The 21,220-nt window shown below is 65.7% G+C and carries 20 protein-coding genes; 18 read left to right on the top strand and 2 right to left on the bottom strand.

The window, feature by feature from the left end; translation table 11 throughout:
* Positions 1-40: 40 nt before the first annotated feature.
* A complete protein-coding gene (locus tag MVF76_RS03660; protein WP_297527434.1) occupies positions 41-859 on the bottom strand; it encodes a cytochrome C assembly family protein in 819 nt (272 codons plus the stop codon).
* A gap of 215 nt (positions 860-1,074) precedes the next feature.
* Here MVF76_RS03660 and MVF76_RS03655 point away from each other — a divergent pair, with 215 nt between their 5' ends.
* The 13 genes from MVF76_RS03655 (at position 1,075) to MVF76_RS03595 (ending at position 13,800) form a co-directional block, all read left to right on the top strand.
* Positions 1,075-1,839, top strand: coding sequence for an MBL fold metallo-hydrolase (locus MVF76_RS03655; protein ID WP_297527433.1), 765 nt, complete (start codon positions 1,075-1,077; stop codon positions 1,837-1,839).
* Positions 1,840-1,916: 77 nt separating this feature from the next.
* On the top strand, positions 1,917-3,275 hold the full coding sequence (gene ffh / locus MVF76_RS03650) for a signal recognition particle protein (RefSeq protein WP_297527432.1): 1,359 nt from the start codon (positions 1,917-1,919) through the stop codon (positions 3,273-3,275).
* Between the two features lie 629 nt (positions 3,276-3,904).
* Positions 3,905-4,156 (top strand): 30S ribosomal protein S16, encoded by a 252-nt coding sequence (rpsP, locus tag MVF76_RS03645; protein ID WP_297527431.1) that lies wholly within the window; start codon positions 3,905-3,907, stop codon positions 4,154-4,156.
* 7 nt (positions 4,157-4,163) lie between these two features.
* Positions 4,164-4,706, top strand: coding sequence for a ribosome maturation factor RimM (gene rimM, locus MVF76_RS03640; RefSeq protein ID WP_297527430.1), 543 nt, complete (start codon positions 4,164-4,166; stop codon positions 4,704-4,706).
* Positions 4,707-4,752: 46 nt separating this feature from the next.
* The gene (gene trmD, locus MVF76_RS03635; protein WP_297527429.1) at positions 4,753-5,514 is read left to right on the top strand and encodes a tRNA (guanosine(37)-N1)-methyltransferase TrmD; all 762 of its coding nucleotides are present in this window, start codon (positions 4,753-4,755) and stop codon (positions 5,512-5,514) included.
* A gap of 16 nt (positions 5,515-5,530) precedes the next feature.
* Positions 5,531-5,875, top strand: a complete 345-nt coding sequence (rplS, locus tag MVF76_RS03630; RefSeq protein ID WP_297527428.1) for a 50S ribosomal protein L19 — start codon at positions 5,531-5,533, stop codon at positions 5,873-5,875.
* A 23-nt stretch (positions 5,876-5,898) separates the two neighbouring features.
* The gene (locus MVF76_RS03625) at positions 5,899-7,776 is read left to right on the top strand and encodes a tetratricopeptide repeat protein (RefSeq protein ID WP_297527427.1); all 1,878 of its coding nucleotides are present in this window, start codon (positions 5,899-5,901) and stop codon (positions 7,774-7,776) included.
* On the top strand, positions 7,773-8,243 hold the full coding sequence (locus MVF76_RS03620; RefSeq protein ID WP_297527426.1) for a methylated-DNA--[protein]-cysteine S-methyltransferase: 471 nt from the start codon (positions 7,773-7,775) through the stop codon (positions 8,241-8,243). The genes MVF76_RS03625 and MVF76_RS03620 overlap by 4 nt, the downstream gene beginning before the upstream one ends.
* A 67-nt stretch (positions 8,244-8,310) precedes the next feature.
* Positions 8,311-10,209, top strand: a complete 1,899-nt coding sequence (gene htpG, locus MVF76_RS03615; RefSeq protein WP_297527425.1) for a molecular chaperone HtpG — start codon at positions 8,311-8,313, stop codon at positions 10,207-10,209.
* Positions 10,202-10,837 (top strand): DsbA family oxidoreductase, encoded by a 636-nt coding sequence (locus MVF76_RS03610; protein ID WP_297527424.1) that lies wholly within the window; start codon positions 10,202-10,204, stop codon positions 10,835-10,837. Before htpG ends, MVF76_RS03610 begins: the two co-directional genes overlap by 8 nt.
* Positions 10,830-11,219, top strand: coding sequence for an RNA-binding S4 domain-containing protein (locus MVF76_RS03605; protein ID WP_297527423.1), 390 nt, complete (start codon positions 10,830-10,832; stop codon positions 11,217-11,219). Before MVF76_RS03610 ends, MVF76_RS03605 begins: the two co-directional genes overlap by 8 nt.
* Before the next feature lie 3 nt (positions 11,220-11,222).
* Positions 11,223-11,660, top strand: a complete 438-nt coding sequence (locus MVF76_RS03600; protein WP_297527422.1) for an NUDIX hydrolase — start codon at positions 11,223-11,225, stop codon at positions 11,658-11,660.
* 556 nt (positions 11,661-12,216) lie between these two features.
* Positions 12,217-13,800, top strand: coding sequence for a hypothetical protein (locus MVF76_RS03595; RefSeq protein ID WP_297527421.1), 1,584 nt, complete (start codon positions 12,217-12,219; stop codon positions 13,798-13,800).
* Positions 13,801-14,080: 280 nt separating this feature from the next.
* On the opposite strand, the gene MVF76_RS03590 is transcribed toward MVF76_RS03595, so the two are convergent.
* On the bottom strand, positions 14,081-14,881 hold the full coding sequence (locus tag MVF76_RS03590) for a response regulator (RefSeq protein WP_297527420.1): 801 nt from the start codon (positions 14,879-14,881) through the stop codon (positions 14,081-14,083).
* 302 nt (positions 14,882-15,183) lie between these two features.
* On the opposite strand from MVF76_RS03590, the gene MVF76_RS03585 reads away from it, so the two are divergent.
* The 5 genes from MVF76_RS03585 (at position 15,184) to trxA (ending at position 21,175) form a co-directional block, all read left to right on the top strand.
* A complete protein-coding gene (locus MVF76_RS03585) occupies positions 15,184-16,230 on the top strand; it encodes an AAA family ATPase (RefSeq protein ID WP_297527419.1) in 1,047 nt (348 codons plus the stop codon).
* Between the two features lie 18 nt (positions 16,231-16,248).
* Positions 16,249-17,466 (top strand): vWA domain-containing protein, encoded by a 1,218-nt coding sequence (locus MVF76_RS03580; RefSeq protein WP_297527418.1) that lies wholly within the window; start codon positions 16,249-16,251, stop codon positions 17,464-17,466.
* A 233-nt stretch (positions 17,467-17,699) separates the two neighbouring features.
* Positions 17,700-18,617, top strand: coding sequence for an HDOD domain-containing protein (locus MVF76_RS03575; protein WP_297527417.1), 918 nt, complete (start codon positions 17,700-17,702; stop codon positions 18,615-18,617).
* Positions 18,618-19,201: 584 nt separating this feature from the next.
* On the top strand, positions 19,202-20,725 hold the full coding sequence (locus MVF76_RS03570) for a GGDEF domain-containing protein (RefSeq protein ID WP_297527416.1): 1,524 nt from the start codon (positions 19,202-19,204) through the stop codon (positions 20,723-20,725).
* A complete protein-coding gene (gene trxA / locus MVF76_RS03565) occupies positions 20,726-21,175 on the top strand; it encodes a thioredoxin (RefSeq protein WP_297527441.1) in 450 nt (149 codons plus the stop codon). It abuts the gene before it with no gap.
* The last annotated feature ends 45 nt before the right edge of the window (positions 21,176-21,220 follow it).

Genomic DNA, 21,220 nt, shown 5'->3' with positions numbered 1-21,220 from the left:
CCGTCGGGTGTTCAGGGCAGCGGCATTGCAGGGGCGACGGTCATGCGGCCGTGCGCAGGACCAGCTCGAGTACCAGCTTGGTACCCAGATAGGCGAGCATGAGAAACAGGTAGCCGGTCAGCGTCCAGCGAATGGCCTTGCGGCCGCGCCAGCCGAAGCGCCAGCGGCCCCACAGCAGCACCGCGAACACGAACCAGGCCAGGAAGGAGAGAATGGTCTTGTGCACCAGGTGCTGGGCGAAGATGTCCTCGAGGAAGAAGACGCCGGTGAGCAGCGCGATACTGAGCAGCACGAAGCCGATGCCGATGAGCTGGAACAGCAGGCTTTCCATCACCGCCAGCGGGGGCAGGGCCCGGACCAGGCCGCCGGGACGGCGGGCATGGAGCTGGTGGTCCTGTACCGCCAGCAGCACCGCCTGCACAGCGGCGATGGCGAGGACGCTGTAGGCCAGGATGGACATGAGGATGTGCAGGTCCAGCTGCCAGTTGCCGGGGGTGCGCAGATGGGAGGCGCCGGCATAGGCGTACATCAGCGCCAGCGTCAGGCCGGCAAAGGGGAATACCGCCACGCCCAGGTTTTCCAGCGGTCGCTGCAGTGCCGCGAGCAGCAGAATCAGGGCGGTGATGACGCCGATCAGCGACACCGCGTTGAAAAAGGCCAGGTCCAGCCCCTCGGGCGTGACCATCCGGGGGTAGAGGATCCAGGCATGGAGGGCCGCGGCCGCAAATCCGCTCGCCAGTGCCAGCCCGCGCAGGGGCAGCCGGCCGGCCTCCCCGCGCCGGGACATGCGGGCCGCCAGCAGCGCGCCGGCGGTCAGGTAAAGAAGCAGGGACAGGATGCCGATGAAGTGCGTATGCATGCTCTGAGCGAAAGGGGCAGGCGTGCCCGTGGCGACGTTCCCGGGAGCATACCCACATGCTCGGGGAACGGCAATCTTGCGGGAAAACAGTCACTCGGCGAAAGTGCCGGGCTGGCGAAAGTGTGACGGGATCGGCTGGGTACAGCGGAGCGCGCTGGCAGGATCGAAAGCGAAACGTGACCATCGAGCGTGAACGGGGCAGGGAAACCGGACTGATGCGCATAAGGACCTTGGGCTGTAGCGGGGGCATCGGAAGCCCGCTGGACACGACCTGTTTCCAGGTCGACGATGACATACTGATCGACGCCGGCACCGGCCTGTCCGCCCTGTCGCTGGAGCAGATGCGCGGCGTTCGCCACATCTTTCTCACCCATTCCCATCTCGACCACGTCGCCGGCCTGCCGCTGATGATCGACTCGGTGTTCAGCGACCTGGCCGAGCCCGTCGTGGTGCATGCCTCGGCGGAGACGCTGGCCGCACTGCGCGAACACATTTTCAACTGGGTGATCTGGCCCGACTTCAGCGTGCTGCCGCTGGCCGAGCGCCCGGTGATCCGGTTCGAGGAAATGCAACCCGGCCGTGCGGTGGAACTCGACGGCCGGCGCATCGAGATGATTCCGGTCAACCATGTGGTGCCCGGGGTCGGCTACCGGATCGCCGCCAATGGGCATGCCGTCGCCTTTTCCGGCGATACCATGACCAACGACAGCCTGTGGGAGGCACTCAACGCGGCCGACCGGCTGGACGTGCTGGTGGTCGAATGTGCCTTCGGCGACCAGGACCTGGAACTGAGCCGCAAGGCCCACCACTACTGCCCCAGCATGCTGGCGGCCGATCTCGAAAAGCTGCGGCACCGGCCGGAGATCTACGTGACCCACCTCAAGCCCGGTGCCGAAGACCGGATCTTCGCCGAGATCCGGGCCCGGGTGCCCGACCGCTCCCTGCATCGCCTGTCCGGCGGCGACGTCATCCAGTTATAATCGATTTATACTCGGTCCCCCGAGTACGCTGCCGGCCCGCGGGGCGGGCAGCCGTCCGCTGCATACAGGCAATACGCATGTTCGAGAATCTCAGTGAACGCCTCACCAGTACGGTGCGGCGCCTGCGCGGCCAGGCCCGCCTGACCGAGGACAACATCCAGGACGCCTTGCGCGAGGTGCGCATGGCGCTGCTGGAGGCCGATGTCGCCCTGCCCGTGGTGCGTGACTTCATCGACCGGGTGCGCAGCCGGGCCGTCGGCCAGGAGGTGCTGAAGAGCCTCACCCCGGGACAGGCCCTGGTCAAGGTGGTCCACGACGAGCTGGTCGCCACCATGGGCGCCGCGAACGAGGATCTCGACCTGCGCGCCGCCCCGCCGGCGGTAGTGCTGATGGCCGGCCTGCAGGGTTCGGGCAAGACCACCACCACCGCCAAGCTGGCCCGCTGGCTGAAGGAATCGCGGGGCAAGAAGGTCATGGTGGTCAGTGCCGACGTCTATCGTCCCGCAGCCATCGAGCAGCTGAAGACGCTGGCCGGCGAGGTGGGCGTGGCGTGGTTTCCCTCGACCGCGGACCAGGATCCGGTGGCCATCGCCGAGGCCGCGCGCGCGGCGGCGCGCAAGGGTGGCTTCGACGTCCTCATCGTGGATACCGCCGGTCGCCTGCACATCGACGATGAGATGATGGACGAGATCCGGCGCCTGCATGCCGCGGTCGAGCCCGTCGAGACCCTGTTCGTGGTCGACAGCATGACCGGCCAGGATGCCGCCAATACCGCCCGGGCCTTCAACGACGCCCTGCCGCTGACCGGCGTGGTGCTGACCAAGATCGATGGCGATGCCCGTGGTGGCGCGGCCTTGTCGATTCGTGCCATCACCGGCAAGCCGATCAAGTTTCTCGGCGTCGGCGAGAAGACCGCGGCGCTGGAGCCTTTTCATCCCGACCGCCTGGCCTCGCGTATCCTCGGTATGGGCGATGTGCTCACGCTGGTCGAGGAGGCCGAACGCAAGGTCGACAAGGAAAAGGCGCAGAAGCTCGCCACCAAGCTCAAGAAGGGCAAGCGCTTCGATCTGGAGGACTTCCGCGATCAGCTCCAGCAGATGATGGGCATGGGCGGCCTGTCGGCCATGATGGACAAGCTGCCCGGCATGGCCGAGCTGCCGAAGGACGTCAAGAGTCAGGTCAATGATCGCGAGCTGGTGCGCATGGTGGCCATCATCAACTCCATGACCCCAGAGGAGCGCCGGCGGCCCGAGATCATCAAGGGCTCGCGCAAGCGCCGTATCGCCCAGGGTTCCGGCACCCAGGTGCAAGAGGTGAACCGCATGCTCAAGCAGTTCACCCAGATGCAGAAGATGATGAAGAAGTTCTCCAAGGGCGGGATGGGCAAGATGCTCAAGGGCCTGAAGGGGCGGATGCCCACCGGCCTGCCGTTCTGAACTGGCCCGTGGGCCGGACGACTCCCTGAAAACAAAAACGGCGGACTCCTCCACCGGAACCGCCGTTCAATTTCAGATGCTGGACATTGCCTGTTGCTGTTGTTGTCGGCATCCGGCCAGCTCGACCCTTTGGTTGTTATTCGATGTTGCCGGGTGACTCCTCCAACGCGCTATTCTTGTCGGCACCGCCGCGGTGCGTTGCGACAGGGTGGAGCAAGGGGCGTGCCAGTTTTTCGAATCCCTTGTTGATCAGTGGGTTGCTGACAGGTCGGATGATGGACGCCGAACGTGGGCCACAGAACTGTAATGAATCCCGACGAGATGGACCCTGCCGTCAGGATCGTCGAGCGCCCCGGTGGGGCTTCAACTCGTTGTTTTAATGAATGTCTGCCACAGTGTTCAGGGTTTTTGCGGGAATGTAAGAATCGCCGACAGGATTGCCGGGCCTTGTCGGATTTCCCTAACCCGCGGCCCGTCCCTTGCGTCCCCGGGGCATCGCCCGCAAGCGTGCGGGACGCTTCACTTTTCCCGCGATTTCCGTACAATGCCCCCTTTCCCATGGCCGCCCCTCGCCGGGCGGCTTTTCGACTGGGCAACGAACACGCAATTTTCCGAGGTACAGGACGAAAATGGTTACCATCCGCCTGGCACGTGGTGGCGCTAAGAAGCGGCCCTTCTACCACATTGTCGTCACCGACAGCCGCAACCGTCGTGACGGCCGTTACATCGAGCGTCTCGGCTTCTTCAACCCCGTCGCCGGTGGCGAAGAGGAACGCCTGCGCGTGAACCGCGAGCGCGTTGCCTACTGGCAGGGTCATGGCGCCAAGCTGTCCGATCGCGTTGCCGCGCTCATCAAGCAGGACGCTGCGCAGTCGGCCTGATCGCGACGTGACGCCCGCGACGACGCCGGTGTCCAGCAGTGAAAGGTCGCAGGATCCGCTGGTGGTCCTGGGGCAGATCAACGGCGTGTTCGGCGTGCGTGGCTGGGTCAAGGTGTTCTCGCACACCGAGCCGCGCGAGAACATCGTCCGCTACCGCGACTGGCTGGTGGCGGGTCCCTCGGGCTGGGGGCCGATGCGGGTACTGGAAGGCAGGCGGCACGGCAAGGGCGTGATAGCGCGCCTCGCCGGTTGCGATGATCGCGATGCCGCCCAGGCCCTGATCGGGCGCGAGATCGCGGTACGGCGCTCGCAGCTGCCGCCACTGGAGGCCGGCAGCTGGTACTGGACCGACCTCGAGGGCATGGAGGTGGTCACCGAACAGGGCCAGTCCCTGGGCCTGGTGGACCACCTGTTCGCCACCGGGGCCAACGACGTGATGGTGGTGAAGGGCGATCGGCGGCGACTGATACCCTTCGTGACCGGCCAGGTGGTGAAGGACGTGGACACGGATGCGGGGCGCATCCGGGTGGACTGGGATCCGGAATTCTGAAACGGCCGGCGCGCGGGGCGGCGGCAGGGAAGGCAGGGCAGCGGACATGAGAATCGACGTCCTCACCCTGTTTCCCGAACTGGTCGCCCAGGTCGGCGCCCATGGCGTGACCGGGCGCGCGATCGAGCGCGGGTTGCTGGAACTGCACACCTGGAACCCGCGCGACCAGGCGCGGGACCGCCACCGCACGGTGGACGACCGGCCCTACGGCGGCGGCCCCGGCATGGTGATGCAGTGCCAGCCGCTGCTGGACAGCCTGGCCGCGGCCCGCGCCGCCGGCGCGAGCGGGCGGGTGATCCAGCTCTCGCCGCAGGGACGACGCCTGGACCAGGCGGTGGCCCGGGAGCTGGCGGCCGAGCCGGGACTGATCCTGGTGGCCGGCCGCTACGAGGGCATCGACGAGCGCTTCGTCGATCTGGCCGTCGACGAGGAACTCTCGATCGGCGACTACGTGCTCAGCGGCGGCGAACTGGCGGCCATGGTGGTGGTCGACGTGGTGGCGAGACTGCTGCCCGGGGTGCTGGGCGATGCGGACTCGGCCGAGCAGGACTCCTTCATGGACGGCCTGCTGGATTGCCCGCACTACACCCGGCCCGAGGTGTTCGAGGGCCGGGCGGTGCCCCAGGTGCTGCTGGGCGGCAACCACGAGGCCATCCGGCGCTGGCGGCTGAAGCAGGCGCTGGGCCGGACCTGGGAGCGGCGGCCGGATCTGCTGGCCGGACGGACGCTGACGGCGGAAGAGGCGGAACTGCTGGACGAGTATCGGCGGGAACGGGATTTACAACTGGATTCGGAATCACCGGATTGAACTGAGGCGCAAGATCATGAGCAACATCATTCAGGAAATCGAGAAGGAACAGATGAACCGCGAGGTTCCCGACTTCGGTCCGGGTGACACCGTGGTGGTCAACGTCAAGGTGAAGGAAGGGAACCGCGAGCGTACCCAGGCCTTCGAGGGTGTGGTCATTGCGCGCCGCAACCGCGGTCTGAACTCCGCCTTCACGGTGCGCAAGGTCTCGCATGGCGAGGGCGTGGAGCGCGTGTTCCAGACCTACAGCCCCCAGATCGAGAGCATCAAGGTCAAGCGTCGCGGCGACGTGCGCCGGGCCAAGCTCTACTACCTGCGTGAGCGTTCCGGCAAGTCTGCACGCATCAAGGAAAAGATCTGACATCCCGCGAGGCGCCCGACTCCGTGTCCGCCGCTTCGCCGGTCTCGATCGTCAAGCGCCATGCCGCCCGGCATGGCGTTTTTTTTGGCCTGCTGCTGCCGGCGGTGCTGCTGCTTTCGCCCGTCGTCGACGGGGCCGAAGAGGCCGGCGTGCAGGTGAGCCACGGCGCGCCCGCAGCGGCGGATGCCGTGGCGGCGGCGCTGGTCGAGGTCGAGCGCCTGGCCCAGGCCGGTGCCAACGGGCTGGCGCTGGCGCTGACCGATGCCCGGCAACCCGCGTTTGCCGACAACCCGGTCGACTGGCTGCGCTGGGAACGCCGGCGTATCCGGCTGCTGACGGAGGCGCGGCGCTGGCAGGCGCTGCTCGAGCGCATTGACGGTGCACCGGATGGCGTGCCCGAGGCCTTCCGGGTCTGGCTGCAGGAACAGCGGGTACTGGCCCTGCGTGCGCTGGGGCGCAGGGACGAGGCGGTGGATGCGCTGCGGCGGCTGCTGTGGCAGGCGCCAGCCGGGGCTGCGGATGCGCTGGCCCGCCAGCGCTGGCGGGCGCTGCTGATACGGCTCTATCTCGATCTGGGCGAGGTCAGGGATGCGCGTATGGCACTGCAGCGCTATCACCAGGACTACGGAGACGGCGGCGCCGACAGCCGGCGGCTGGCCGCAGAGGTGTTGCTGCGCGCCGACGGTGCCGCCGAGGCCTTCGAACTGATTGGCGAGGCCACGGACAGCGAATCGGCCGCGTTGCGGCTGCTCGCCGGTCTGCGCAGCGGCCGCCTGCCCGCGAGGGAGGTTGCCCGCAGTGCCCGCAGGCTGGCGATACATGACAAGGCCGATCCGGCAATGGTCTCCTTGTACTGGGACATCCTGGTTCAGGCGCACGCGGGCGAGCCGGACGAGGCCCTGGTCGATGCCATGGAACGCGCCCTGGTGCCCCGGGCGCGGCGCTCGCCCTTCGCCCGGGTGGATGGCGACCGGCTGTGGCAGGCGTGGCTGGATCTGGGGCGGAGGCTGGGCAACAGCCAGCAGTTGCTGATGGGCGAGGACGACCGGTGGTATTTCGCTGCCACCGAAGCACTGGACCGCCATCCCGTACGGGCCCGTGCCTTCTTCGCCGTGCTGGCCGAGACCGCCAGCGAGCCGCGCCGCCGGGCGCTGGCGCACGATTACCTGACTGCCTCGCTGGAGGGCCATCCCAACGCCGGCAACCTGCTGCTGGCACTGTACCTGGAGAGCGACCGGTTCGATCATGGCCGTGCCGTCCCGGCGAGTGTCGACTATCGCATCGTCGACCGGCTCATTGCCCGCGGCCGGTTGCGCGAGGCCGCGTCGCGCCTCGCGCGCATTCCCGAGCCGCCGCCCGGTGCGGCCCTGGTCGACTGGCAGCTGCGCCGCGCGCGGGTGTTCATCCTCGGCGGACGGCAGCAGGACGGCGTGACCCTGCTGCGTGGGCTGGTCGAGGGACCCGCAGCCCTGGATGATGCCGATCGGCGTGACCGGCTGGTGCAGGTGATCTTCGATCTCCAGCAGCTGCGCGCCGACGCGTCCGCCGTGGCGCTGCTGCGGGGCCTGCTGGCGCGGGAGACAGAGGCGACGCGGCGGCGCGAGCTTTTGTTCTGGATGGCCGAGTCCGAGCAGCGGCTCGGGAATCCGCGCGAGGCGGCGCGGCTGTATCTCGAGTCGGCCATGGCCCTCGATCCCCATGCCCTGGATCCCTGGTCGCAGACCGCGCGTTACCATGCGGCCCGGGCACTGGCCGAGGCCGGTCTGCCCGGCGATGCCGCCGGGGTGCTGGAGATCCTGCTGCGGGCGACCCGCGACCCGGGCCGCCGGCGGGTGCTGATGCAGGAGCTGCAGCGCTATCGGCAGCAGGCGCGGCTGGCAGCGACGGAGGCGGCGCCGTGACCGCGCGCCGCTATCGCATCGACTCGCCCATCGGCTGGCTGGGTATCGGGCTGGATGCCGGGGATCGGCTGTCCGCGGTGGACTTTCTCCATGGCCGGCCACCGCCCTGGCCCGACCTGCCGTCCGGACATCCCGTGACACAGGCGCTGGCGGCCTATTTCGAGTCGGCCCGGCAGCCAGAGGGGGTCGAACTGGCCGCGGCCCCGACCGCCTTTCAGGCACGGGTGCGGGCGGCGCTGCTGGCCATACCCCCGGGCCAGACCCGGACCTATGGCGAGCTGGCCGCCGTGCTGGGCAGTGCCCCGCGGGCCGTGGGCCAGGCCTGCCGGCGCAACCCGCTGCCGCTGTTCGTGCCCTGTCACCGGGTGGTGGCCGCCGACGGCGCCGGCGGCTTCGGCGGCCATCGCGACGGTCCGGTGGCGGCCCTCAAGCGCCGTCTGCTCGAGCACGAGCGGACCCGGGCTTGAATGCCGGCACGCCAGTCCCCATCCTTCCCCGGAGCACTGGATCCAACTTCCGGAGGACAGAATCGTCATGAGCGTCGATGCGCACAAGGAGACCCTGGAATTCCAGACCGAGGTCCGTCAGCTGCTGCAGCTGATGATCCACTCACTGTATTCCAACAAGGAAATCTTCCTGCGCGAGCTGATTTCCAATGCCGCCGATGCCTGCGACAAGCTCCGCTTCGAGGCGCTGGCCGACGACGCCCTCTACGAGGGTGACAACGAGCTGCGCATTCGTGTCACCTTCGACCGCAAGAAGCGCACCCTCACCGTCAGCGACAACGGCATCGGCATGAGCCGCCAGGAGGTGGTGGACAATATCGGCACCATCGCCCGCTCCGGTACCCGCCAGTTCTTCGAGTCCCTCACCGGCGACCAGGCAAAGGACGCGCGCCTGATCGGGCAGTTCGGTGTCGGCTTCTACTCGGCCTTCATCGTTGCCGACAAGGTGACCGTCGAGACCCGCCGTGCCGGCCTGGGTGCGGAACATGGCGTGCGTTGGCAGTCGAAGGGTGAAGGCGAGTACACCCTGGAGACCATAGAGCGCGCCGAGCGCGGTACCTCGGTGACCCTGCACCTGCGCAAGGGCGAGGACGAGTTCCTCGACGATTTCCGCCTGCGTGCCATCATCCGCAAGTACTCCGACCACATCCCGCTGCCCATCGAGATGCGCAAGGAGGGCAAGCCCGATGGCGAGTTCGAGCGCGTCAACGATGCCCAGGCACTGTGGACGCGCCCGCGCAAGGAAATCAGTGACGACGAGTACAGGGAGTTCTACAAGCACATCGCCCACGACTTCGAGCCGCCCCTGGCCTGGACCCACAACCAGGTCGAGGGCAAACAGTCCTATACCACCCTGTTCTACATTCCGAGTCACGCGCCCTTCGACCTCTGGGATCGTGACCGCCGCTATGGCATCAAGCTGTATGTGCGCCGGGTATTCATCATGGACGATGCCGAGCACCTGATGCCGCACTATCTGCGCTTCGTGCGTGGCGTGGTGGATTCGGACGATCTGCCGCTCAATGTTTCCCGCGAGATCCTCCAGCACAACCAGCTGATCGACAGGATTCGTTCTGCTTCGGTCAAGAAGGTACTGGCTCTGCTGGAGAAGCTCGCAGGGAAGGAGCCGGAGAAGTATGCCACCTTCTGGAAGGCCTTCGGCAATGTGCTCAAGGAGGGCGTGGCCGAGGACTTCGGCAACCGCGAACGCATCGCCGGCCTGCTGCGCTTTGCCTCCACCCGCAACGAAAGTGACGAACAGACGGTGTCACTGGCCGATTACGTGGCGCGCATGAAGGAAGGCCAGGACAAGATCTACTACATCACCGCCGAGACGCCGGCCGCGGCCCGGCACAGCCCCCACCTCGAGGTATTCCGCAAGCAGGGCATTGAGGTGCTGCTGCTGTCCGATCGCGTGGACGAGTGGATGGTCTCGCACCTGACCGAGTTCGACGGCAAGCCGCTGGTCTCCGTCGCCAAGGGCGATCTGGATCTCGGCAAGCTGGAGGACGCGGAAGAGAAGAAGAAGCGGGAGCAGGTGGAAAGCGAGTTCAAGCCGCTGCTGGAGCGCATGCAGCAGGTGCTCGGCGAGCGGGTGCGCGAGGTTCGTGTCAGCCATCGCCTGACCGACTCGCCGGCCTGCCTGGTACTGGACGAGCATGACATGGCGGTGCACCTGCAGAAGATGCTGCGCCAGGCCGGCCACGAGCTGCCGCAGTCGCAGCCGGTGCTCGAGATCAACCCGGACAACCCGCTGGTGGCCATGGCCCGCGACATGGACGATGAGCAGCGCTTCGCCGATCTCACCCAGGTGCTGTTCGATCAGGCGCTGCTCGCCTCGGGCGGCCAGCTCGAGGATCCGGCCAGCTACGTGGCGAGGCTCAACGGTCTGCTGGTGGGCCTGGCCGGGAAGGGCGGGCATGCCTGAGCGCCCGCAGCTCAGGATCACTGTCTTCTCGGACTACATCTGTCCCTTCTGCCACGTGGCCGACCAGCGTCTGCTGCGGTTGCGTGACAGTTTCGACCTGCGCATCAACTGGTGCTGGCTGGAGATCCACCCGGAGACGCCGGCCGAGGGCGCGCCCATCGAATCGCTGGGCTACGCGCCGGAACGCTGGCAGGCACTGATGCAGTCGCTGGCGGAAATGAGTGCCAGCGATGGCCTGCAGATGGCCGAACATGACTGGACCACCAACTCCCACCGCGCCCTGCTGCTGGCCGAGGCCGCCAAGCTGGAGGGCGCGGAGGTCTTCTATCCCCTGCACCGTGCACTGTTTCGCGCCTTTTTCGAGGAGAACCGCAACATTGGCGATCCGGAGGTGTTGCGCGAGCTGGCACTGAAGGCCGGTGTGCCCGAGGCGCGAATCGAGGCGGCCTGGAATGAACCGGTCTACGAACAGCGCCTGGCCCGGTACCGGGCTGCGGCAGCCGAGCTGGGGGTGCAGGCCACGCCGACCTGTTTCATCGGCGAGCGGCGCATCAATGGCGTCGTGCCCGAGGACCTGCTGCGCAGCGCGGCCGAGGCGGCCCTGCGCGCGGGGGGGGCGCATGGCTGAGCTGCCCGAGCGCGTGCGCATCGACAAGTGGCTGTGGGCCGCGCGCTTCTTCAAGACCCGCAGGCTCGCCGCGGAGGCCGTGGAGGGCGGCAAGGTGCATGTGGACGGTGCCCGGATCAAGCCCTCGCGTGCCCTGCGCGGTGGCGAGAGGCTGGAGATCCGCCGCGGTCACGAGCGCTGGGAAGTGGAGGTGCTGGCCCTGTCCGAACGCCGGGGACCGGCCAGCATCGCCCGGACGCTCTATCGCGAAACGCCCGAAAGTCTCGCCGCCCGCACCGCCGCGGCCGAGCAGCGCCGGCTGGCTGCCGTGGCCAATCCCGAAAGTGCAGGCCGCCCCGACAAGCGGGCACGCCGGCAATGGCGGCGCCTCACCGGTCGCTGAGTCATGCCGCGCCTGGTCACGCCGCTGCTGACTGTCGATGTCATCATCCGCCTGCGCGACCGCGATCCCGCACCCCTGGTACTCATCGAGCGCGCGCATCCCCCGCCCGGCTGGGCCCTGCCCGGCGGCTTCGTCGATGTCGGCGAGCGGGTGGAAGCAGCGGCGATCCGCGAGGCACGCGAGGAAACCTGCCTCGATGTTCGGCTGGTCGATCTGCTGGGTGTCTATTCAGACCCGGACCGCGATCCCCGCGGCCACACTGTGAGCATTGTCTACATCGCCGATGCCGAGGGCGAACCCCGGGCGGCGGACGATGCCCGCAACATCGGCCTGTTCCTGCCCGAGGCATTGCCCCCGCTGGCCTTCGATCACGATCTGATTCTGGCGGACTATCGCCGTTATCTGGAAACCGGGGCGCGGGGTCCGCTCCCGCCTCATTAACCCGCATATTGCACTGCACCAGGGCGGACACAGGCCGCAGGCAATTCCTAGCGCCGTAGAGAACAAACCGAACACTGGCGCCATCTTCCCGAGTACGGTTTGTGACTACCCTCCTTCCGTCTTCTGCAACATGCAGGGTGGATTGGCCAGATTGTGTGCTGCCGCGTCAGTCGTGACCTCTGTGCGTCGAACTGACACGGAAGGTGTCAATATATTTTACATGTGTTCGACAGGGGAGTGACATAAAGAGTCTTAATTCTCATGTGAATGCGTAATTTACATGCATTGGTCCAGGGTTTGCATGGTTCCATCGCTGACGGGTCGATAAGGAATATCGGGAGCTCGGCAGTCAAGGGATGCATCAAGGCCCGGGGTAGGATCCGGCTTGGTATCGGCGAGGCATAACCGGAGCACGGCGTTTGGCCGATTGCGGCAGGCGCCGGGAGGTGTATGGGTTGCCTGGTCCCGAGATCTCGGGTCCCGAGTACAAACGTAGCCAGACTGGGCCGCTCCGGTCGGAGCTGCCACGGCGCTTGTGAACGGAGGATGTTCCACGGTGTACAACTTCAAGAACCTTGCATTATCGGCCTGCGTACTGGGCACAGCGTCGTTGCCGGGTCAGGTTGCCGCGTCCGTTGTGCTCGATCCGGACAACTGGGGGTGGACCAACGTCTGGCCCAATGACATTGCTACCAATCCCCCGCTCGTGACCAGCCGGCCGCTGATCCTTATCGGCTACGGGGGATCCGGCGCCGTCGAGGTGAACAGCAGTCCCTTCTATCCGAACCAGTACACTCGCATGTGGTCGGACGGTCAGATTCAGGTGGGTGGAAGCACCACCACGTATCCAGACAACAATCCTGGTTATCTGCGCATTGTCGGGGATGGTAGTTGGCAGTCCGCTACGGCTGAGGCAGCCGACAGCATCGCGGTAGGCATCGGGGGCGATGGCGTGATGGAGTTGTACGATGGCGGTTACGCCACTGCACGGGATATCCAGCTCGGCTCAACGAATTATGATGCTGACATTCTTGTCGATGGCTTCAACGCCTACCTGGAAGCGGCGGGTGGCTCGCTGTTCTTTTCCGGTGATGGTACCGGCCTGAGCCGTTCGCTGACCATTCGGAATGGAGGAATCGCAGCCGCATGGGACAACGATTATTCGGATGGCTATGTCGGTGGCGACGTTCGGCTGGAACAGGGTGATACGGTGACTGTGACCGATGGTGGTCAGCTGCGTTTCGACCTCCAGGTGTATAATCGGGGAAGTATCGACGTGTCCAATGGGGGGCTTCTGATCCAGGACAATCCCTACCCCGTTTCCAGCCCGGGGACCTTCGACGGCCTTGTGATCGCGAGCGCGGATGGGGCGGCCAGCCTGACGGTGTCGGGTCCGGGCTCCCAGGCATTCGTTGCATACAATGCCCGGATCGGAGGCACAGAAAGTATCGTTGTCCAGGATCCCAACGGAGGTTCTCAGTTCGCCGATGTGCCGGCGCATGGCACCCTGGTGGTGGAGAACGACGGTGAACTGACGGTGATCGGGGATCTGGTGGTCTCGCAGACGGGTACCTCCGGGACGCTCACCGTGCGTGCTGGCGGCGTGGTACAGGCGAACTCGGTGATCGTGCAGGAAGGGGGAATCCTGAATGGTGGCGATGGGATTGTGAATGCGAATGTGGTCCTGGCGGGAGGCACCCTTGCGCCTGGCAATTCCCCGGGGCAGATGACTGTGGCGGGTGATCTCGATCTGTCCTCGGGCATACTGGATCTGGAGGTCGCCGGCACGGCTAACGGTGAGTATGACGTGCTCGATGTATGGGGGAACGTCGTGTTCGGTCAGGACAGCGTGATCAATATCAGCTTCATCAATGGATTTGCGCCACAACAATACGATGGGTTCAGTTTCATCAATGCTGCATCGGTGAGCGGCCTGGAGTTGGCCACCGTGAATATTCTGGGTCTCGAACCCGGCTTTGCTTACCAGTTGGGAAGCAACAGTAGCAGCTTTACGGTGTTTGCACTCAGTGACGGAGTATCAACGACCTCTCCGGTCCCGCTTCCGCCCGCAGTATGGCTGTTCGGCTCGGGTCTGATCGGGATACTGGGAGTCGGTCGTCGTCGGGACGAGCGGCGCTGAGTTGTTGCAAGGCTGGGCCTGAGTGGTCGATACCGCGAGAGGTTATGGATAATGGCGCATTCCTGGCTGGTTTCCGGCGTACTTTATCCGGATTGAGAGCAGCTGTCGGACTTGGAGCTGATCTACTTCACTGATCGGAAAGCGATCGGGGAAGCCCCGGGCATCAGGTGGTTGTCCAGAGGTGTGGCGCCGTGCCCGCGGCATTTCGCAGCATTTGTTCCGCCAGGCTATCTGAGATATCAGGAACGGGCCGCCCTACCAGCGGGGGATCGGCGGTTGATCAGGCGTGCGCGCGCTGCGGCAGTTCGGCGCCGTGCAGGACCAGGTTGCGCAGGGCCTGGATCAGGCCGAAACCGGCGGGGCTCATGTCGTGGTCCAGAGGCCACAGATCGGGCTCGTCGTGGCGGAGCTGGTACTGGGTGTGCAGCACGATGGGCGTGCGCGGGTACACCGAGGCGACGCGGTGCAGCAGGGCCTCGCCCATGTCGTCCTCGAACAGCGGATTGAACAGCACGAAGTCGTAGGGTCCCTGGCACAGGGCGTCGTCGAGGTGCTGCGGGGCGCGTACCTGACGCAGGTCGGTGTGCTTGCCGAGTGCGGCGTTGACCAGACCGGCGCTGAAGCCGTCGGGTTCCAGGTGCAGGATGCGCGGTCGGCGTTCGGGCGCCTGCTGGCAGGCGGTCTTGACGGCGAAGATGATGCGCGCCTGGTCGGCGGCCTTGCGTACCCACTCGGGTTCGGGGCCGTCGTCCAGCCCCAGTTCCTCGCCCAGCGCGGCGGCCATGGCCGGTGGCAGGGTGCCGCGGGTGGCACGGATGGAGGTCACCAGCACCGGCAGCTCGATGGCGAGGGTGCGCAGGTCCTGGATGAAGGTCAGGCTGTCCTGGTCGGACAGCACCAGGCTGATGGTCATGGCGTCGAAGCGTCGCTGCTCGAGCCTGGCCAATGCCTCACCGGCGGTGGCGGCGGTGTCGACCCAGAAGCCGGTGGCCTGGAACTTGCGGTAGAGCTGTTGACGGACGGAATGATCGTGCTCGCAGACCAGAATGCGCGGGCAGTGCCCCATCGTGTACCCCATCATGTTGTGCATCTTCTTGTGTGGTGACCGGTGATCCTGTCGCAGCCGTTGGTGCGGCAGTCCTCCCGCCCGGCTTACCCGAGGTATCGACTCCCCGGGCGTTTTTTTTAGCGAATCCTGATACGGCTGTCTTGCCCTGTGATCCGGGTCACGCGGGTCGCCCTGGGGGTTGCGGCGCATTTCCGTGGAGAGGTCATGGATTTCAAGCGCTTGTCGTCATGAAATTTGCGGGCAACTTGCGTAAGATGACGGGCTGTTCCGCGCCCCGGGCGGGCGCATAAACGGTTTGAATCCACGGAGGCAGAATGCGCCCAGCACACTTGATGGCTGTCCTGGACCGGGAGTTCCTGAGCACCGAGGCGGGGCAGCACACCCCGGTCATGGTCTGGGGACCGCCCGGCGTGGGCAAATCGCAGATGATCGCCCAGATCGCCGAACGCCATGATGCGCCGGTCATCGATATCCGGCTGTCGCAGATGGAACCGAGCGACCTGCGCGGCATTCCCTTCCGCAGCGGGGAATTCGTGGAATGGTCGGTTCCGGCCATCCTGCCCGATGCCGAGCGCCATGGTCCCCGGGGTATCCTGTTCCTGGATGAAATCACTTCGGCGCCGCCCAGCGTGTCCGCGGCCGCCTACCAGCTCATCCTCGACCGTCGTCTGGGGGAGTACAAGGTGCCGGAGGGCTGGGCCATTTTCGCGGCAGGCAACCGCCAGGGCGACCGTGGCGTGACCTACACCATGCCCGCGCCGCTGGCGAATCGCTTCTCGCACTTCGAGCTGGAAACCCATCTCGACGACTGGGTGGCCTGGGCCTACGAGCACGGCATTGATGACCGGCTGATCGCCTTCCTGCGTTTCCGGCCCGAGCTGCTGTTCGATTTCGATCCCGCGCACAATCCGGTGGCCTTTCCCTCGCCGCGTTCCTGGGAGTTCGCGCACCGGGCACTGCAGAAGTTCCACGACCAGCCCAAGCTGCTGGTGGAGACGCTGCAGGCCTGCGTGGGACCTGCAGCGGGTATCGAGCTGGCCGCCTTCGTCGACAACCTGGACAAGCTGCCCGACGTCGATGCCATCGTGCGCGGCGAGGATGTGCCCGTGCCTTCGGAGACCGACCTGCAGTACGCCGTTGCCAGTGCCCTGGTCGGGCGTGCGATCCGCTACCGCGAGCAGCCGGAGGCGCAGGCGGTGTTCGGCCGCATCATCGACTATGCCGGCAACTTCCCGGATCGCGAGATGGGCGTGATGCTGATTTCCGACATGCACCGCGCGGTGGGCCAGGAGCTGTTCCAGGTGCCGCAGTTCGCGAACTGGGCGAAGGCGGTCGCCGACGTGATGCTGTTCGACGTCTGAGCGGAGGCTTGCCCGGACTTGAGCACCGATGTCGAAACCAAGCTGAGCGCGGCACGCACCCGGCTGATCCTGGACAAGCCCTTTCTGGGGGCGCTGGTACTGCGGTTGCCGATGGTGGCGGCCGACCCCAAGTGGTGCAAGACGACCGCTACCGATGCCCGCAAGTTCTACTACAACCCCCGCTACATAGAAAGTCTGAGCCTGGACCAGACCCAGTTCATGCTTGCCCACGAGGCGCTGCATTGCGCGCTGTCGCACTTCGTGCGTCGGCAGCACCGGGTCAAGCACCGCTGGGACGTGGCCTGTGACCTGGCCATCAATCCGCTGCTGATCAAGGACGGCCTCAAGCCACCCCCGGGCGCGCTGTACATGGCCGAGTTCGATGGCATGACCGCCGAGGAAATCTATCCCGCGATCGACGATCTGGACGAGGAACCCGAGACCCTCGACCAGCACATGTACGACAATGACGATGCCGATGCAGGCAGCGGCGGCGGTGGCGGCGACAGCAGCGGTGGCGAAGGCGGGCAGGGCGGCGACAACTCGGAGGCCGAGATCGACCCCAATCTGGGCGGCGCGCCCCAGCCAAAGCCGCTGACCGAGGCCGAGAAGGAACAGCTGCAGATCCAGTGGCAGCAGCGACTGGCTGGCGCGGCCCAGCAGGCCCAGCAGGCGGGCAAGCTGGGCGGTGGCATGGCCCGGCTGGTGGACCATCTGCTCGCCCCCAGGCTGCCCTGGCGCATGCTGTTGGCCAAGTACATGACCACGGTGGCGCGTGATGACTACAACTACTCGCGGCCGTCGCGGCGGGAGGGCAGTGCCATCCTCCCCAGCCTGCGCAGCGCGCAGGTGGATGTGATCGTGGCACTCGACACCTCGGGTTCGGTGTCGCCGGAGGAGATGGCCGAATTCGTGTCCGAGATCGATGCCATCAAGGGCCAGGTGCGTGCCCGCATCACCCTGCTTGCCTGCGATGCCCAGCTCGCGCCGGAAGGACCCTGGGAGTTCGAGCCCTGGGACGAGTTCCGGCTGCCCCAGGATTTCCGTGGCGGGGGCGGTACCCGCTTCACGCCCGTGTTCGAGTGGGCGGCGCGCCGGGACCGTGCGCCGGATCTCCTGGTGTATTTCACCGACGCCGAGGGCGAGTTCCCGAAGCAGGCGCCGACCTTCCCGGTGATCTGGCTGGTCAAGGGCAAGGCGCCCGTGCCCTGGGGACAACGGGTGCAGCTCAACTGAGCGCGTGGCGCGACCGGTTTTGCGTTTCGCCGGTGCGGGACTCAAGACGCCGGGCGCCGGGCCGCTAACCGGTTTGGATACGACCATCCCGGCGTATCGGGGCACGGTTCTTCAGGATGATTGCGGCACAGGGAAATCCGTAATAGGATCAAAATCCTGTAGGGCCTTTCCAGAATGGGGCGTGGCCATGAGGCGTCGCCCCCTGACGGGAGGCAAGACGCATGGCGGGAGCAATGGCAGAAGCCAGGAACCAGCCGACGCTGGCTGACGAGATCCGGCGCCGCATCGAGGAAGTCTACGAGCTGCCGCCCATGCCGGAGATGGCGCGGCGGGTGCTGGAACTCCGCAGCGATCCGGATGCCGACATCGCCGACCTGGCAGCCGTCGTGGAACTCGATCCCAGCCTTGCGGCGCAGGTCATCCGTTACGCCTCATCCCCGCTCTACGGGTACCGGGGCAAGATCAGCTCCATCCATGACGCCATCACCCGGGTGCTGGGCTTCGACCTGGTGATGAACATGGCCCTGGGCCTGGCCACGGGCAAGTCCTTTCGCAACCCCGCGGACGGTCCGCTGGGCCTGCATGCCTTCTGGCGTCATGCCGTCTACAGTGCGGCGCTGGTCCAGACGCTGGCCAGGCGCATGGATCCTGGCCGGGCGCCCGAACCCGGCATGGCCTATCTCGCTGGCCTGCTGCACAACTTCGGTTTCCTGTTGCTCGGCCATCTGTTTCCGCCCGAGTTCAAGCTGCTCAACAAGCTGGTTGCCGCCCAGCCGGGTACGCCGGTAACCGCGTTGGAGCGCTGTGTGCTGGGCATGGGGCAGGCGCAGAACCTGATGGAGATGGGCCATAGCCAGATCGGTGCCTGGCTGATGGCGGCCTGGAAGATGCCTGACGAGATCATTGTGACCCTGCGCGAGCACCACAATCCCGGTTACCGGGGCGAACACGAGGTCTACCCCCATCTGGTGCTGCTGGCCGACCACCTGCTCAAGCGGCAGGAGATTGGCGATGCCCCGTCTGGCGAGCTGCCGTCCGAGAGTCTCAAGGTACTCGGCCTGGATGCCGGCGCGGTCGAGGGTCAGCTCGATGCCCTGCTCGAGGACGTGGCCGCGCTCGACTTCATGGCCCGTCAACTCGCTGCCGACTGATCTGCCGCCGACATTTCGTCGCCAAAAAACCGGCACTTTTTGCCGACCTTCCCATCGTTTTTCACATATCAACCCTCCTGAATTTCAGTCATCTTCTGTAAGAATAGGCTTACAAGATGCTGCTTTGCCCGTCTTTTCCAACCGCTCGAGCGTAGTAATGGAAAATGAATAAATATTTGAAATATATTAAAAAATTCACGTTCATCGGGTAAGGGGGGCGGTCGGCCGCGGCGGTTGCGGCCCTTGTCCGCTTCCGGTCGGCAGATGTGTCGGGATTGTTTACAGTGGCGTTCCCGGTTTGTGGTGGCGCGCCGCTTCGGGGTACCTTAACGGTACCTGTCTCCGCGCATATCGCGGGGTGCGGTCATGACAAGCAACAACACCACAGGTTTTGCGACGAGCCCGGACGATCCCGATAACAAGCGGGCGGCTCGCAGGCGAGAGAGGCGAGTGGGGGGACAGGTGCCGTTCGACGGCCCATCCCGCGGCAGCAACCGACAGCGCAACGCCATTCAAACAAGGAACGGGCCCCGGGTCCGCGTTCTGTGCACAGGGATGTGGTGTGCGGGAGAACCATTTCTCTGATGGCTGGTTCAGGAGATACAGATTCGTTCGAGGCCGTTTCGGCGCGCAAGCTCCTGCGGCTTCTGGATGCCCTGCGCCAGTCGCCAGCGGGCGCCGTGATCTATCGCCAGGTGGAACGCATGCTGCGCGAGATGACCGAGACCCATCTCGGCGTGCAGCAGGCCTACGCCGGTATCGCCAACAGCCTGCTCGATGTCTATGCCCAGCACCTCCATCCCGGTTCGCCGCTCCAGGTGCAGGTCAAGCTGCTGGCCGGGCGTCTGCAGCCGCCGCTGAGCCTACCGGACCTGCACGCCCTGCGCGACTACATCGACGTCTACGCCGACCAGATCTCCCGCCTCGACCGGGTGCAGGAATCCACTCTGCGTGACGCGGTGCGCCCCCTGCTGGCCGCCTTCGGTATCGTCGAGGCACCCCTGGAAACCGGTACGGCGCCGGCTGCGGAGCCGGCCGTCGGATCCTCGGCCCAGCAGCCGGCGGAGCCGGAAGAAAAGGTGGACCCATCCGCCGCGATCAGGGACACGACTGCCGACCGGCTCGAATCGCCGACCATGGAAGTCGAGGAAGGCCGCGAGCCGGCCACCCTGCGTCGCGAGACGGTGTTGGACTACGAGCCGCTCAGTCCCGAGGAATTGGGCGAGGAACTGGTGTCCTCCTCGGTGGTACAGCACGAGATCGATGCCCGCCGTCGGGACATCGAGGAGATCCAGGCCGGGCTGGCGCACCGGGTGCTGGACACCATCAGCCAGAACCAGGAATTCGGCGTTCTGCTCGAGGTGGTGCTCAACGAGGTCCGCCAGGCCTCGGACGTCACCGATCTGGAGACCTTGCGCTCAACCCTGGTCCACGAGATCGAGCGCCTGATGGAAGGCCACCACGAACTGGCCGACAAGCTCGACAAGACCTACCAGTACCTGCAGATGGTGGAGTCGGACAGCCGCCAGCTCACCGACGAGCTGACCCGGGTCCGCCTGCTCAGTCTGACCGACGAACTCACCGGCCTGTCCAACCGCCGCGCCTTCCTGCGTCGCCTGGAAGACGAGGTGGCGCGTGTGCAGCGCTACGGTTTCCCGCTGTCTCTGGCCCTGATCGACCTCGACAAGTTCAAGGAGATCAATGACAAGTTCGGTCACGCCGCCGGCGACGAGGTGTTGCGGGTATATGCCAAGAGCATCCTCTCCATCTTCCGCCACCATGACCTGGTGGCCCGCTACGGCGGGGAGGAATTCGCCGTGTTGCTGCCGAACACCGATGCCGAGGGTGCCATGCGGGCGCTGAAGAAGGTGCGCCAGCGCTGCGCCGAGATCCGTTGGCACCTCAACGGCCAGGTCTATTCCATGCCCACTTTCTCCGCCGGGCTGGCGCTGTACAAGCCCGGCGAAACCAGCAGTGCCTTCGTTGAACGCGTCGACAAAGCCCTGTATCGTGCCAAGCGGATGGGCCGTGACCGCATCGAGCTGGACACCACCTATCTGGCGCCCGAAAAGCCGCCTGCCGCCGACAACGGTGGCGAGAAGGGCTGAATCCCTTCGCCATCGCCCTCCGGCGACGTTTCCCCAACCCTCTCATGCAAGGCCCTTCAGGCCGACTGGAGAAGATTTGTGGCCACTGTCGAACTGACCAAGGAAAACTTTGAAGACGTCATCACCAACAACGATTTCGTGATCATCGATTTCTGGGCCGACTGGTGCGGACCCTGCAAGAACTTCGCGCCCATCTTCGAGGAGGTCTCGGAGAAGCACCCCGACATCGTCTTCGGAAAGATCAACACCGAAAAGGAACAGGAGCTGGCGGCCCATTTCCAGATCCGTTCCATCCCCACCCTGATGATCTTCCGCGATCGCATCATCATCTTCGCCCAGCCCGGCATGCTGCCCGCCAATGCCTTCGAGGAACTGATCGGCAAGGCGAAGGAGCTGGACATGGATCAGGTGCGCAAGGACATCGAGGCACAGCAGCAACAGCAGGGCTGAGGGACCCTGTCATCCCGGCCATGAAGGTGTAACGCCGAGCAGTGA

The sequence above is a fragment of the Thiohalobacter sp. genome, from assembly GCF_027000115.1.
Taxonomy (GTDB): domain Bacteria; phylum Pseudomonadota; class Gammaproteobacteria; order Thiohalobacterales; family Thiohalobacteraceae; genus JALTON01.
The sequence above is the reverse complement of the archived record's forward strand: the minus strand, read 5'-3'. Positions and strand labels throughout refer to the sequence as shown.